The sequence below is a fragment of the Sphingobium sp. BYY-5 genome, from assembly GCF_022758885.1.
Classification (GTDB): Bacteria; Pseudomonadota; Alphaproteobacteria; order Sphingomonadales; family Sphingomonadaceae; genus Sphingobium.
The window spans coordinates 748,541-762,237 of the sequence record NZ_JALEBH010000001.1; the positions used below are offsets into that span (position 1 = coordinate 748,541).

The 13,697-nt window shown below is 62.1% G+C and carries 15 protein-coding genes; 14 read left to right on the top strand and 1 reads right to left on the bottom strand.

Features of this window, described 5'->3' with window-relative positions; genetic code table 11:
* Nucleotides 1-59: 59 nt before the first annotated feature.
* Entirely contained in the window at nt 60-560 is a 501-nt protein-coding gene (locus MOK15_RS03675) for a TlpA disulfide reductase family protein (RefSeq protein ID WP_242930367.1), read from the bottom strand.
* Between the two features lie 249 nt (nt 561-809).
* Between MOK15_RS03675 and MOK15_RS03680 the strand changes: the two genes are divergently transcribed.
* The 14 genes from MOK15_RS03680 (at nt 810) to nuoI (ending at nt 13,611) form a co-directional block, all read left to right on the top strand.
* Complete coding sequence (locus tag MOK15_RS03680; RefSeq protein WP_242930368.1) at nt 810-1,715, top strand: fructose bisphosphate aldolase; 906 nt, start codon at nt 810-812, stop codon at nt 1,713-1,715.
* Nucleotides 1,716-1,792: 77 nt separating this feature from the next.
* On the top strand, nt 1,793-2,263 hold the full coding sequence (locus tag MOK15_RS03685; RefSeq protein ID WP_242930369.1) for a hypothetical protein: 471 nt from the start codon (nt 1,793-1,795) through the stop codon (nt 2,261-2,263).
* Nucleotides 2,260-2,946 (top strand): thiamine phosphate synthase, encoded by a 687-nt coding sequence (thiE, locus tag MOK15_RS03690; RefSeq protein ID WP_242930370.1) that lies wholly within the window; start codon nt 2,260-2,262, stop codon nt 2,944-2,946. Before MOK15_RS03685 ends, thiE begins: the two co-directional genes overlap by 4 nt.
* A 240-nt stretch (nt 2,947-3,186) precedes the next feature.
* On the top strand, nt 3,187-3,750 hold the full coding sequence (efp, locus tag MOK15_RS03695) for an elongation factor P (RefSeq protein ID WP_242930371.1): 564 nt from the start codon (nt 3,187-3,189) through the stop codon (nt 3,748-3,750).
* Nucleotides 3,751-3,903: 153 nt separating this feature from the next.
* Nucleotides 3,904-4,719, top strand: coding sequence for an inositol monophosphatase family protein (locus tag MOK15_RS03700; protein WP_242930372.1), 816 nt, complete (start codon nt 3,904-3,906; stop codon nt 4,717-4,719).
* A gap of 128 nt (nt 4,720-4,847) precedes the next feature.
* Entirely contained in the window at nt 4,848-5,222 is a 375-nt protein-coding gene (gene ndhC / locus MOK15_RS03705; RefSeq protein ID WP_242930373.1) for an NADH-quinone oxidoreductase subunit A, read from the top strand.
* Nucleotides 5,223-5,248: 26 nt separating this feature from the next.
* The gene (locus MOK15_RS03710) at nt 5,249-5,767 is read left to right on the top strand and encodes an NADH-quinone oxidoreductase subunit B (RefSeq protein WP_009821731.1); all 519 of its coding nucleotides are present in this window, start codon (nt 5,249-5,251) and stop codon (nt 5,765-5,767) included.
* Nucleotide 5,768: 1 nt separating this feature from the next.
* The gene (locus tag MOK15_RS03715; RefSeq protein ID WP_242930374.1) at nt 5,769-6,503 is read left to right on the top strand and encodes an NADH-quinone oxidoreductase subunit C; all 735 of its coding nucleotides are present in this window, start codon (nt 5,769-5,771) and stop codon (nt 6,501-6,503) included.
* Entirely contained in the window at nt 6,503-7,738 is a 1,236-nt protein-coding gene (locus tag MOK15_RS03720; protein WP_242930375.1) for an NADH-quinone oxidoreductase subunit D, read from the top strand. The genes MOK15_RS03715 and MOK15_RS03720 overlap by 1 nt, the downstream gene beginning before the upstream one ends.
* Nucleotides 7,739-7,922: 184 nt before the next feature.
* On the top strand, nt 7,923-8,591 hold the full coding sequence (locus MOK15_RS03725) for an NAD(P)H-dependent oxidoreductase subunit E (RefSeq protein WP_242930376.1): 669 nt from the start codon (nt 7,923-7,925) through the stop codon (nt 8,589-8,591).
* 115 nt (nt 8,592-8,706) lie between these two features.
* Nucleotides 8,707-10,050 carry an NADH-quinone oxidoreductase subunit NuoF gene (gene nuoF, locus MOK15_RS03730; RefSeq protein ID WP_242930377.1) on the top strand — a complete coding sequence of 448 codons (1,344 nt, stop codon included), beginning with the start codon at nt 8,707-8,709 and terminating at the stop codon, nt 10,048-10,050.
* Nucleotides 10,051-10,052: 2 nt separating this feature from the next.
* Complete coding sequence (gene nuoG / locus MOK15_RS03735; protein ID WP_242930378.1) at nt 10,053-12,083, top strand: NADH-quinone oxidoreductase subunit NuoG; 2,031 nt, start codon at nt 10,053-10,055, stop codon at nt 12,081-12,083.
* Nucleotides 12,080-13,129, top strand: coding sequence for an NADH-quinone oxidoreductase subunit NuoH (gene nuoH, locus MOK15_RS03740; RefSeq protein WP_242930379.1), 1,050 nt, complete (start codon nt 12,080-12,082; stop codon nt 13,127-13,129). The genes nuoG and nuoH overlap by 4 nt, the downstream gene beginning before the upstream one ends.
* Nucleotides 13,126-13,611 (top strand): NADH-quinone oxidoreductase subunit NuoI, encoded by a 486-nt coding sequence (gene nuoI, locus MOK15_RS03745; protein WP_242930380.1) that lies wholly within the window; start codon nt 13,126-13,128, stop codon nt 13,609-13,611. The genes nuoH and nuoI overlap by 4 nt, the downstream gene beginning before the upstream one ends.
* The last annotated feature ends 86 nt before the right edge of the window (nt 13,612-13,697 follow it).

The following is a 13,697-nucleotide window of genomic DNA, read 5'->3' on the forward strand; positions in this document are numbered from 1 at the left end:
CATGGGTCGCAAAATGCTACCTTTCAACCTATTTCGTGCAAACTATCAGGTGCAGGCCGCTACGGCGCTGGTTCATTGAGCAGCGGCACGAGCAGCGCATTCAGGGCATCGAGATCGAACGCGCCAGCCTTCGCGTAGCGCAGCTTGCCCGCGCGATCGATGACGAAATTGGTCGGTACACCCGTCAATGGCCCATAAGGCCCCTTGATGCGTCGCGCCGAAGGTATCGCCATCGCCGCGAACAGTTTCCTCAACTGCGCGATCGGCACGGACCCTTCGGTCGTGATGGCGAAGACTTTCAGTCCATGTTTTTGCTGCATCGCATAATAAGTGTCGAGCGTCGGCAGTTCCTTGCGGCAGGGCACGCACCAGGTCGCCCAGAAATTGAGCACCACCACCTGCCCCTTGAGGTCGGCGAGCGAGACCTTGCCGCCGTCGACCAGCGTCAGTTCGAACGCGGGCGCGGCAGCGCCGACGACTGGCTTTTCCGCCGCCTGGGCCGAAGAAAAAGCCATCAGCACGACCGCCGCCATGCCCAGCCACCCCCGCAACATCACCATGCAGCCCCCCATTGCTTCCCCTTGTCGCGGGATAGCAGCAACTCGCCGCCATGTCAGCGATAATGGCGCATTTCCGCCGGACTTTGCGGGGTGCGCTTCTTGCGGTGCGGCATGGGACTGGCTAACAGCCCGAAGATCGGCGATCATGACGCCGACGCCGCACCCGGCGGGCAGGCGATTGGAGCGCCGGCCACTCAGTCTATTTCGCGCTGCCGGAGGGGTGGCGCGTCCAAGGGAAGGTATGTGCAGATGCTGGATCAGACCATGAAACAGAAGATCGCCGACGGGAACGGCTTCATCGCCGCGCTCGATCAGAGCGGTGGTTCGACGCCGAAGGCGCTCAAGGGCTATGGCGTGGACGAGGGCGCCTGGTCCACCGAAGAGGAAATGTATGGCCTGATCCATGCGATGCGCAGCCGCATCATCACCGCGCCCGTCTTCACCGGTGACAAGGTGCTGGGCGCGATCCTGTTCGAACGCACCATGGATGGCGTTGTCGATGGCAAGCTGACCCCGGCCGCGCTGATCGAACGGGGCGTGGTGCCCTTCATCAAGATCGACAAGGGGCTTGAGGACGAAGCCGATGGCGTTCAATTGATGAAGCCCAATCCGGGTCTCGACGCGCTGCTCGCCCGTGCGCGGGGGCTGGGCGTGTTCGGCACCAAGGAGCGTTCGGTCGTCAACCTTGCCAATCGCGACGGCATCGCCGCCGTGGTCGCCCAGCAGTTCGAGGTGGGCAAGCAGGTTCTGGCTGCCGGCCTGATGCCGATCATCGAGCCGGAAGTGAACATCAAATCGCCCGAACGCGCGGAAGCGGATGCGATCCTGCTTGAGGAAATTCTCAAGAATCTCGACGCTTTGCCCGAAGGCGAGCAGGTGATGCTGAAACTGTCGCTGCCGGCCAAGCCCGGCCTGTTCGATCCGCTGGTCGATCATCCCAAGGTGCTGCGCGTCGTTGCGCTGTCGGGCGGGTTCAGCCGCAGCGAAGCCTGCGTCGAACTGGCCCGGAATCGCGGCATCATCGCCAGCTTCAGCCGCGCGCTACTGAACGATCTGCGCGACCAGATGAGCGACGAGGAGTTCAACGCCGCGCTGGGCGAAGCGATCGACGAAATCCACGACGCCTCGACCGCCAAGCAGCCGATCGCAGCCTGATCGGACGTCGTCGGGCATTGGCCGGGAATCCGTCTGACCCCAGCCAATGCCCGGCGCGCGAAGGCGCTGAACCGACGATGTATTTTTCCTATCATCACGCTACTGCGCCGATGATGTGGGTGTTGTTTGGGTTGATGGGTATTGAGGCGGCGGTTCTCCACTTTTGTGTTGCATTGTGGAAGCCATGGCTCGCGCTGCTGTTATCGCTGTTCAGTCTGTCGGCAATGGCTTGGCTTATCATCTTCATTCGTTCGCTGACGCATTGTCCTGTCCTGCTGAGCGATGACGGGCTGTCATGGCGCTGCGGCAATGTCCGGCGGATTGATGTACCAGTCGCGCAAATCGCGGGTATCCGTTATGATTGGGACGGTGCACTCATCAAAGCTCGCGATACGTTCAATGGCGCGCTCGTTGCCTATCCCAATATCGTGATCGATTTGCGTGAGCCTGTCGCGCTGGGCCGGCGGAAAATCCGACGATTGGCGCACAAGCTGGATGATCCGCAGGCTTTCGTTGCTGCGCTGGCTGGGTTACTGCATAAGATATGACCGACTTCACCGAAGAAGAGCTGGCGCTCGATCCGCATTTCGCCGACCAGTTCGAACAGGGCTTCCGTCCCGCCTGTCAGCTTTACCTGATTTCGCCGCCGACGATCGATGCGGCCTTTACCGATCGCCTCGCCGCCGCCTTCGACGGGGGCAGGGTCGCCGCGTTCCAGTTGCGGCTCAAGGGGCTGGATGAGGACGCCGTCGCCCGCGCCGCCGAGCCGCTGCAACGGCTGTGCGCCGAACGCGAAGTCGCTTTCATCATCAACGACAGTGCGGCGCTCGCCCATCGGCTGGGCGCGGACGGCGTGCATCTGGGGCAGGGCGATGGTGATCCGCGCGCGGCGCGCAAGCTGCTGGGGCCGAAGGTGCAGATCGGCATCACCTGTCACGACAGTCGTCACCTGGCGATGGAAGCGGGGGAAGCCGGGGCCGATTATGTTGCTTTTGGCGCCTTCTATCCCACCACGACCAAGGAAACGGCGCATCGCCCCGATCCGTCGATCCTGGGCTGGTGGACGACCCTGTTCGAGTTGCCTTGTGTCGCGATCGGCGGGATCACGGCGGATAATGCCGCGCCCCTGATCGCGGCGGGGGCCGATTTCCTGGCGGTAAGCGGCGCGGTGTGGACCCATCCCGATGGGCCGCAGGCGGGCGTGGCCGCTTTTGCCGAGCTACTTGGATAGTCTGTCCTATCGGCGCGGCGCGTGATATATTTATTCAATTCGCTCCGCTCGAAGCGAACGGGCATGATTTTCCGAAAATTTCCTACATAGGAAATTATATGTCAAAACTTACGGGAAATGTGTGAAGTTAAGGCCCGGACCGCGCCCCCTTGCCCTTCGCGCCGTCAGGTTGTAAAGGCGCGCCCAGCCTCCAAGAGGCCGGCTCTTTTCCACATTCAGACATATAGGCAGGCTCTTCCCATGAAGATCAGCGGCGTCGAGATTCGTCCCGGCAACAACATCGAATATGACGGAAGCCTGTGGCGTGCCGTCAAGATCCAGCACACCCAGCCCGGCAAGGGCGGTGCCTATATGCAGGTGGAGCTGAAGAACCTGATCGACGGCCGCAAGAATAACGTCCGTTTCCGGTCGGCCGAAACCGTGGAGCGCATCCGCCTCGACACCAAGGATTTCCAGTATCTCTACGCCGAAGGCGACATGCTGGTGTTCATGGATCAGGAAACCTATGAGCAGATCAACCTGGCCCAGGATCTGATCGGCGACGCCGCCGCCTTCCTGCAGGACGGCATGGAAGTGACGCTCGAAATGTATGAAGAGCGTCCGATCAGCGTCCAGTTGCCTGAAACCATCGAGGCGACCGTTGTGGAAGCCGACGCCGTGGTGAAGGGCCAGACCGCATCGGCCAGCTACAAGCCCGCGATCCTCGACAATGGCGTGCGCGTCATGGTGCCGCCGCACATCGTCAGCGGCACCCGCATCGTCGTCGATGTCTATGCCCGCGAATATGTGAAGCGCGCGGACTGAGCACGACCTATAAGCCCCTCCCTTTCAAGGGAGGGGGAAGGGGTGGGTGCGAGCGAAGCGAGCCTTCAGCCATCCCGAACGTTGCTGGCGATTGCTGACGCAATCGCACCCACCCCCTGCCCCTCCCTTGAAAGGGAGGGGGGAGTTTAGTTTATGGTATCGCACTCCGGTCTTCTCACCGTCATGGAACGCGCCGCGCGCAAGGCGGGCGGCAAGCTGCGTCGCGACTTCGGCGAGGTGGAGCATCTCCAGGTGTCTCGCAAGGGGCCTGCGGACTTCGTGTCCAAGGCCGATCAGCAGGCCGAAAAGACATTGGTCGAGGAGTTGCAGAAGGCGCGGCCCGACTGGGGCTTCCTGCTGGAAGAGGGCGGCGAGATCGCCGGCGATCCGACCAAGCCGCGCTGGATCATCGATCCGCTGGACGGCACCAGCAACTTCCTGCACGGCATCCCGCACTTTGCCATCTCGATCGCGGTCGAGGAACCGATCTTCGGCGGATCAAAGCGTGAGGTGACGACCGGGCTGATCTACCAGCCCGTCACCGACGAAAGCTATTGGGCGGAAAAAAGCCGTGGCGCCTGGCGGCATGACCAGCGTCTGCGTGTCTCCGCCCGCCGCGACCTGGCCGACTGCCTGATCGCCACCGGCATCCCGTTCATGGGGCATGGCGACATGGTGCAATGGACCCGCATCTTCGGCGCGGTGGCGCCGTCGGTCGCGGGCATCCGCCGTTTCGGGGCCGCCTCGCTCGACCTCGCCCATGTCGCTTCGGGCCGTTATGACGGTTATTGGGAAAGCGGACTTCAGCCCTGGGACGTTGCCGCCGGCCTGCTGCTGGTCCGCGAAGCGGGCGGTTTCACCAGCGATTTCCGGGGCGGCGATCAGCCGATCGAGCGCAAGGAAGTCATCGCCGGCAACGATGCGATCCACAGCAAATTGCACAAGCTGGTGGCCGGCGCGCTGCGCTAAAGTCCAACGAGGCCAAGCGGTTCAACCACTTGGCCTTTTTGCGATTCATTCTCACGGCCTTGGCCCCTTGCTTCGCATATGCAGCAGGCCTAAAGCGCCCTCACATTTCATTCGCCCAGGGGATTCCGTTGGTCGATCTAGCTCAATATCTGCCGATCCTGCTCTTTTTGGGGATCGCCTTGCTGCTTTCCGGCACCTTCGTCTTCCTGCCGATGCTGGTTGGCCGTCTCACAGGTGCGCACAAGCCGGACCCTGCGAAGCTCTCCGAATATGAATGCGGCTTTCCCGCATTCGAAGAGCCGCGCAGCCAGTTCGACGTGCGTTTCTATCTCGTCGCCATCCTGTTCATCATCTTCGATCTGGAAGCGGCGTTCCTGTTCCCGTGGGCCGTGAGCCTCGACCAGATCGGCTGGGCCGGCTGGGCGACGATGATGATCTTTATAGCGGAGCTGGTGCTCGGCCTCGTCTATGCGTGGAAGAAGGGAGCACTCGATTGGGAGTAGAACTCTATAATCCGGCGCCCGGCACCTTGCCGCCCGTCGGAACCCAGCCCGACCAGGATTTCTTCAATGCGCTGAACGGCGAAGTCAGCGACAAGGGGTTCCTTGTCACCTCGACCGAGGAGCTGTTCCAGTGGGCGCGCACCGGCTCGCTCTGGTGGATGACCTTTGGTCTGGCCTGCTGCGCCGTGGAGATGATCCACGTCAACATGCCGCGCTACGACATGGAGCGTTTCGGCGCCGCGCCGCGCGCGTCCCCGCGTCAGTCGGACGTGATGATCGTGGCGGGCACGCTGTGCAACAAGATGGCTCCGGCGTTGCGCAAGGTTTACGATCAGATGTCCAATCCGAAATATGTGATTTCGATGGGCAGTTGCGCGAACGGCGGTGGCTATTATCATTACAGCTATTCGGTAGTCCGTGGCTGCGACCGCATCGTGCCGGTCGATATCTATGTGCCGGGTTGCCCGCCGACTGCCGAAGCCTTGCTCTACGGCGTCATGCAGTTGCAGCGGAAGATCCGCCGGATCGGGACGATTGAGCGTTAATATGGGCCATTCCGCACCCAAGATCGTGAACCCGGAAGGCATCGCCGAGGAAATCGGCGCCCTGCTGGGATCGATGCTGATCGAAACCGTCGATCATGCCGATGAACTGACCTTCACCGTCGCGCGCGAAGACCTGGCCAACGCCATGGTCGCGCTGCGCGACATGGGCCATTACCAGCAGCTGATGGAAATCGCGGGCGTTGACTATCCGGATCGTCCGGAACGGTTCGAGGTCGCCTATCATCTGCTGAGCGTCACGCGGAACCACCGCGTCCGCGTGAAGGTGTCGACCGATGAGGATACGCCGGTCCCCACCGTCACGCACCTCTGGCCAGTCGCCGGCTGGCTGGAGCGTGAGGTGTTCGACATGTATGGCGTCATATTCGACGGCAATACCGACCTGCGCCGCATCCTGACCGACTATGGTTTCAAGGGCCATCCGCAGCGCAAGGACTTCCCGCTGACCGGCTATGTTGAACTGCGCTATTCCGAAGAGGATAAGCGCGTCGTCTATGAACCGGTGAAGCTGGCGCAGGATTTCCGCAGCTTCGACTTCATGTCGCCATGGGAAGGCGCGCAATATGTGCTGCCCGGTGACGAGAAGGCTGCGGCACCTGCCGCTCCGGCTGCGCCTGCCGCCGCGCCCACCCCCAAGGTGACGGAGAAGCCGGGCGTCAGCGGGGCGGGGGAGCCTACCGACAGCGCCGCGAATAAAAAGTCTGAGGACAAGGCCTGATGTCCGACTATCTGGAAAAGCTGGACCATGTGACCGACGCGGCGGACCCGACGTTCGGCGACACGGAAATCCAGAATTACACGATCAACTTCGGCCCGCAGCATCCCGCGGCGCACGGCGTTCTGCGTCTGGTCATGGAGCTGGACGGCGAAATCGTCGAGCGCTGCGACCCGCATGTCGGCCTGCTCCATCGCGGCACCGAAAAGCTGATCGAATATAAGACCTATATGCAGGCGCTGCCCTATTTCGACCGGCTGGACTATTGTTCGCCGCTCGGCATGGAGCACAGCTATGTTCTGGCTGTCGAGAAGCTGCTGAACCTGGAAGTGCCGCTGCGCGCGCAATATCTGCGCGTGTTCTTCGCGGAACTGACCCGCATTTGCAATCACATGCTGAACCTGGGTTCGCACGTGATGGACGTCGGCGCGATGACGCCGAACCTGTGGTTGTTCGAAATCCGCGAGGATTGCCTCAACTTCTTCGAGCGCGCATCGGGCGCCCGTATGCACTCGGCCTATTTCCGGCCGGGCGGCGTGCATCAGGATGTGCCGCTCAAGCTGCTGACCGACATTGCCGACTGGCTCGACACCCGCCTGCCGCGCCTGTTCGAGGACGCGATGAGCCTGGTGGTCGACAACCGCATCTTCAAGCAGCGCAATGTCGATATCGCCATCTGTTCGAAGGAAGATGCGCTGAAATGGGGCTTTTCCGGCCCCATGCTGCGCGGTTCGGGCATCGCCTGGGATATCCGCAAGGCGCAGCCCTATGACGTCTACGACCGGATGGAGTTCGACGTTCCCGTCGGCACCAACTATGACTGCTATGACCGGTTCATGGTCCGCGTCGAGGAAGTTCGCCAGTCCGCGCGCATCATGAAGCAGTGCCTCAGCGAAATGCCCGAAGGGCCGATCGCCAGCTTCGACCGCAAGGTTTCGCCGCCCAAGCGCGGTGAAATGAAGCGCTCGATGGAAGCGCTGATCCACCACTTCAAGCTCTATACCGAGGGCTTCCATGTGCCCGCAGGCGAAGTCTATGTCGCGACCGAAAGCCCCAAGGGCGAGTTCGGCGTCTATCTGGTCAGCGACGGCAGCAACAAACCCTATCGCTGCAAGATCCGCCCGACCGCCTTCTCGCACTTGCAGGCGATGGACTTCATGATGAAGGGCCACATGCTCGCCGATACAACCGCTGTCCTGGGCGCGATGGACATCGTGTTCGGGGAGTGTGACCGGTGAGGAAGCGCGAGCGCCTTCCGATTTGGATACACGCGCTGGTGCTGGGCTTCGTGGCTGCTGCGCTAGTCGGTTTGGGCAGGGTTGTTGATCTTCCAAGCGGGTTTATCGCTGGCGCAGCTTCGCTCGTAAGCTTCTTTTGGTTCTATCGCGGCGCGGACGCCGTGAAGATGCGGATACGGAATTAATGGCTGACGCAGTTCATATCCCCGATGAGGCTGAAACCCGAGCGCGCTGGGGCGCGTTCGAGTGGACCGCCGAAAATGCCGAACAGGCCAAGAAGGTCATCGCGCGCTATCCCGCCGGTCGCCAGCAGTCGGCGGTGATGCCGCTGCTTGACCTCGCCCAGCGTCAGGTCGGTGCGGAAACGCAGACCCAGGGCTGGCTGCCGGTTCCGGTCATGGAGTATATCGGGCGTCAGCTCGATATGCCGTACATGCGCGTCTATGAGGTCGCGACCTTCTACACCATGTACAACCTCGCGCCGGTCGGCCGCTATCATGTGCAGGTGTGCGGCACGACGCCCTGCATGTTGCGCGGCTCGGACGATGTGTTTTCAGCCTGCAAGAACAAGGGCCTGGTCAAGGGCGGCACGACCCCCGACGGCCTGTTCACCCTGACCGAAGTCGAATGCCTTGGGGCGTGCGCCAACGCGCCGATGGTCCAGATCAACGACGATAATTTCGAAGATCTGACCTATGACAGCATGAGCGCCGTCCTTGAGACGCTGGCCGCCGGTGGCCAGCCCAAGATCGGCCCGCAGATTGACCGTCAGACGAGCGCGCCCGAAGGCGGCCCGACCACTCTGAAAGAGATGGTCACTGCGAATCACGATTATCGGGGGGATTGGGCATGATGCTTTCTACCCCCGTCATCCCAGCGAATGCTGGGATCTCTCTTTTCTTTCCCCTCGCGCCAGTAGGCAGTGAGACCCCAGCTTTTGCTGGGGTGACGAACCTGGGAGGTCAGGCATGACCGACGCACCCGCACCAGCGGCTCCGCCGCCCTTCGTCGGCCCGCTAGCCGACAAGGACCGCATCTTCACCAACGTCCACGGCTATCAGGATTGGGGCGTCGATGCCGCCATGAAGCGTGGCGATTGGGACAATACCAAGAAGCTGATGGAAATCGGCCAGGACGCGATCATCGACATCATGAAGGCGTCGAACCTGCGCGGCCGTGGCGGCGCCGGCTTCCCGACCGGCATGAAGTGGAGCTTCATGCCGAAGGAAAGCAAGGACGGCCGTCCCAGCTTCCTGGTCATCAACGCGGACGAATCCGAACCGGGTTCGTGCAAGGACCGCGAAATCATCCGCCACGATCCGCACAAGCTGATCGAGGGCGCGCTGATCGCCGGTTTTGCGATGCGGGCGCGCGCCGCCTACATCTATATCCGCGGCGAGTTCATCTATGAGGCGAAGGTTCTCTTCGCCGCTGTCGAGCAGGCCTATGAAAAGGGCTTCCTGGGCAAGAATGCCTGCGGTTCGGGCTATGATTTCGACGTCTTCGTCCATCGCGGCGCGGGCGCCTATATCTGCGGCGAGGAAACCGCCCAGATCGAAAGCCTGGAAGGCAAGAAGGGCCAGCCCCGTCTGAAGCCGCCTTTCCCGGCGGGCGCAGGCCTCTATGGCTGCCCGACCACGGTCAACAATGTGGAATCGATCGCGGTTTCGCCGACCATCCTGCGGCGTGGCGCGGCCTGGTTCAATGGCTTTGGCCGTGAGAATAATCGCGGCACCAAGCTGTTCCAGATCAGCGGCCATGTGAACAAGCCCTGCGTCGTCGAGGAATCGATGTCGATCCCGTTCCGCGAACTGATCGACCGCCATTGCGGCGGTATCCGGGGCGGCTGGGACAATCTGCTGGCGGTGATCCCCGGCGGCTCCTCGGTGCCCCTGGTCCCCGCCAGGGAGATCATGGACGCGCCGATGGATTTCGACGGCCTTCGTGCGCTGGGTTCCGGCCTGGGCACCGCCGCCGTCATCGTCATGGACAAGTCGACCGACATCGTCCGCGCCATTTCGCGTCTCTCCTACTTCTACAAGCATGAGAGCTGCGGCCAGTGCACGCCGTGCCGCGAAGGCACCGGCTGGATGTGGCGCGTGATGGAGCGCCTGCGCACCGGTGACGCCGACCAGAGCGAAATCGACATGTTGTTCCAGGTGACCAAGCAGGTCGAAGGCCACACCATCTGCGCGCTCGGCGACGCGGCGGCATGGCCGATCCAGGGGCTGATCCGGCACTTCCGCCCGGAAATCGAGCGCCGGATCACTGAAAACAAGGGTAGCGCCCCCGTCATGGAGGCAGCGGAGTAACCATGCCCAAGGTCAAAGTAGACGGCGTAGAACTCGAAGTTCCGGCGGGCGCGACTGTCCTCCAGGCTTGCGAGCAGGCGGGGAAGGAAATCCCCCGTTTCTGCTATCATGAGCGCCTTTCCATCGCCGGCAATTGCCGCATGTGCCTGGTCGAGGTGAAGCCTGGGCCACCCAAGCCGCAGGCGTCCTGTGCGCTTCCGGCGGCGGACGGGCAGGAAATCCGCACCGACAGCGAAATGGTCAAGAAGGCCCGCGAAGGGGTGATGGAGTTCCTGCTCATCAACCATCCGCTGGATTGCCCGATCTGCGATCAGGGCGGCGAGTGCGATCTCCAGGATCAGTCGGTTGCTTACGGTCGGGGGTCGTCGCGCTATGACGAGAATAAGCGCGCCGTCACCGAGAAATATATGGGCCCGATCGTCAAGACGGTCATGACCCGTTGCATCCAGTGCACCCGCTGCGTGCGTTTTGCGGAAGAAGTCGCGGGCGTGCCGGAAATCGGCGCCATCTATCGCGGCGAGAATATGCAGATCACCACCTATCTCGAACATGCCGCCAAGAGCGAGCTGTCGGGCAATGTGGTCGATCTTTGCCCGGTCGGCGCGCTGACCGCCAAGCCCTACGCCTTCGAAGCGCGTCCGTGGGAATTGAAGAAGACCCATGCGATCGACGTGATGGATGCGGTTGGCACCAACATTCGCCTCGACAGCCGGGGTCGGCAGGTGCTCCGCGCCGTGCCGCGCATCAATGACGACGTGAACGAGGAGTGGGCGAGCGACAAGGCCCGTCACAATGTCGACGGTCTGGTGCGCAAGCGCCTCGACAAGCCGTTCATCCGCAAGGATGGCAATCTGGTTCCGGCGACCTGGGCGGAAGCCTTCGCCGCCATTGCCGCTGTCCAGCATGGCGGCAGCGTTGCGGCGATCGCGGGTGATCTGCTCGACTGCGAGACCATGTTCGCCGGCAAGGCGCTGGTCGAGAAGCTGGGCGGCACGATGCTGGAAGGCCGTCAGACCGGCCTGTCCTACGACGTGTCGAGCCTGTCGTCGGTGGTGTTCAACACGCCGCTGGCTGACCTAGAAACGGCGGATGTCATCCTGCTGGTCGGCACCAACCTGCGTTGGGAAGCGCCGCTGGTGAACACTCGTATCCGCAAGGCGATCAAGAAGGGCGCGAAGGTTTTCGCGGTCGGACCGGAATATGATCTGACCTACAAGGTCGAATGGCTGGGCAATGACGCCTCGCTGCTCGCCAAGCTGCCCAAGGCGGTTGTCGAAGCCTTCAAGGGCGCTGCCCGTCCGGCGATGATCGTCGGCGGCGGCGTGCTGGCCAAGGACGGCGCGCATGGTGACACGCTGGCGCTGGTCGAGACGTTGGGCCTCGTGAAGGACGCCGCTTCGGCAGGCTCAGGACAGGGCTGGAACGGTTACAACGTCCTGCACTTCGCGGCGGCCCGCATGGGCGGACTGATGCTGGGCTATGCGACCCAGGGCGGCATCAAGGCGGTGGCGGCGGCCAAGCCCAAGCTGCTCTTCTCGCTGGGTGCGGACGAAGTCGATTATTCGGCCTTCGAGGACAGCTTCAAGGTCTATATCGGCCATCATGGCGACAAGGGCGCCCATGCGGCGGATGTGATCCTGCCGGGCGCAAGCTATGCCGAAAAGGCGGGCACCTACGTCAATCTGGAAGGCCGCGTGCAGTTCGGTGAAAAGGCCGTGTTCGCGCCGGGCGACGCCCGCGAGGACTGGTCGATCCTGCGCGCTTTGTCCGAAGCGCTGGGCGCCAAGCTGCCGTTCGACAGCTTCGCGCAGCTCCGTGCGGAGATGGCGAAGGCGGTTCCCGCTCTGGGCGTCGAAGGTCTGGTCGATTATGGCTGGTCCATCCCCAAGCTGCCGACTGGTGCGACTGGCGAATTCGGTTCGCCGATCAAGGATTTCTACCTCACCAACGCGATCTGCCGCGCCAGCCCGACGATGCAGCAATGCTCGGCCGAGCTGATCCATGGTGAAAGCTTCGCGGAGGCCGCAGAGTGACCGCTTTCTTCCAAGGCCTGGGCCTGCCGTTCGAAGGCGCCTGGCTGCTCTCCACCGTCATCGGCATATTGGTGATCTGTCTGCCGGTCATGCTGGCGGTCGCGATGATCATCTATGCCGACCGCAAGATCTGGGCGGCGATGGCGCTGCGCCGTGGTCCCAACGTCGTCGGTCCTTTCGGCCTGCTCCAGTCCTTCGCGGATGGCTTGAAGGTCTTCCTTCAGGAAACCATCGTCCCGTCGGCCGCGAACAAGACTTTGTTCCTGATCGCGCCGATCATCACCTTCACGGTGGCGCTGATGGCCTGGGCCGTCGTGCCGTTCCAGGTGGGCGTGGTGTTGGCCAACATCAATGTCGGCCTGCTCTACATCCTCGCGATCAGCTCGCTGGGCGTCTATGGCGTGGTGCTGTCGGGCTGGGCGTCCAACTCCAAATATCCCTTCTATTCCGCGATCCGCGCCAGCGCGCAGATGATTTCCTATGAAGTCTCGATCGGCTTCATCCTGATCACCGTCGTTCTGTGGGCCGGCAGCTTCAACCTGACCGCGATCGTGGAAAGCCAGAAGGGCTATTATGGCTTCCTGAACGGTAACGGCTTCAACCCGCTGCTCTTCCCGATGGCGATCATGTTCCTGATTTCGGCCATGGCGGAAACGGCACGCGCGCCCTTCGACCTGACCGAGGCGGAAAGCGAACTCGTCGCGGGTTATCAGACCGAATATTCGTCCATGGCCTTCGCGCTCTTCTGGCTGGGCGAATATGCGAACGTGATCCTGATGTGCGCATTGAACGCGATCCTCTTCTGGGGCGGTTATCTGCCGCCGCTGGACTGGGCGCCGCTCTATTATGTGCCGGGCATCCTGTGGCTGTTCGCCAAGATCCTGTTTTTCTTCTTCGTCTTCTCCTGGGTGAAGGCGACGGTGCCCCGCTACCGTTATGACCAGTTGATGCGGCTGGGCTGGAAGATATTCCTGCCGACCTCGCTCTTCTTCGTCTTCCTGGTTTCGGGCTTCCTCATGCTGACGCGCTATGGAGGCGCACAATGAGCCTCGCTTATTACGTCAAATCGTTCACGCTCTGGGAGTTTGTGAAGGCGCACTGGCTGACCTTGAAATATTTTTTCAAGCCCAAGGCGACGATCAACTACCCGTACGAGAAGAACCCGATTTCGCCGCGCTTCCGGGGTGAACATGCACTGCGCCGCTATCCCAACGGGGAAGAGCGCTGCATCGCGTGCAAGCTGTGCGAGGCCATTTGTCCGGCGCAGGCGATCACCATCGAGGCGCAGCCGCGCGACGATGGCAGCCGCCGTACCACGCGCTACGACATCGACATGACCAAGTGCATCTATTGCGGCTTCTGTCAGGAAGCCTGCCCGGTGGATGCCATTGTCGAAGGCCCGAACTTCGAGTTCGCGACCGAAACCCGCGAGGAGCTGATCTACGACAAGGTCAAGCTTCTGGAAAACGGTGACAAGTGGGAGCGCGCAATCGCCGCGAACCTTGCCGCCGATGCCCCGTATCGGTAATGCGCGCCATGATTGAAACATATCCCGTTCGGGCTGAGCTTGTCGAAGCCCTTCTCTTCTCCTCGAAGAAAAGTGCAACCCTTCGA

Bases quoted from the DNA above. Each gene is read 5' to 3' on its own strand.
- MOK15_RS03675 (WP_242930367.1), bottom strand. From the start codon at position 560: ATGGTGATGTTGCGGGGGTGGCTGGGCATGGCGGCGGTCGTGCTGATG.
- MOK15_RS03680 (WP_242930368.1), top strand. From the start codon at position 810: ATGCTGGATCAGACCATGAAACAGAAGATCGCCGACGGGAACGGCTTC.
- MOK15_RS03685 (WP_242930369.1), top strand. From the start codon at position 1,793: ATGTATTTTTCCTATCATCACGCTACTGCGCCGATGATGTGGGTGTTG.
- thiE (WP_242930370.1), top strand. From the start codon at position 2,260: ATGACCGACTTCACCGAAGAAGAGCTGGCGCTCGATCCGCATTTCGCC.
- efp (WP_242930371.1), top strand. From the start codon at position 3,187: ATGAAGATCAGCGGCGTCGAGATTCGTCCCGGCAACAACATCGAATAT.
- MOK15_RS03700 (WP_242930372.1), top strand. From the start codon at position 3,904: ATGGTATCGCACTCCGGTCTTCTCACCGTCATGGAACGCGCCGCGCGC.
- MOK15_RS03715 (WP_242930374.1), top strand. From the start codon at position 5,769: ATGGGCCATTCCGCACCCAAGATCGTGAACCCGGAAGGCATCGCCGAG.
- MOK15_RS03720 (WP_242930375.1), top strand. From the start codon at position 6,503: ATGTCCGACTATCTGGAAAAGCTGGACCATGTGACCGACGCGGCGGAC.
- MOK15_RS03725 (WP_242930376.1), top strand. From the start codon at position 7,923: ATGGCTGACGCAGTTCATATCCCCGATGAGGCTGAAACCCGAGCGCGC.
- nuoF (WP_242930377.1), top strand. From the start codon at position 8,707: ATGACCGACGCACCCGCACCAGCGGCTCCGCCGCCCTTCGTCGGCCCG.
- nuoG (WP_242930378.1), top strand. From the start codon at position 10,053: ATGCCCAAGGTCAAAGTAGACGGCGTAGAACTCGAAGTTCCGGCGGGC.
- nuoI (WP_242930380.1), top strand. From the start codon at position 13,126: ATGAGCCTCGCTTATTACGTCAAATCGTTCACGCTCTGGGAGTTTGTG.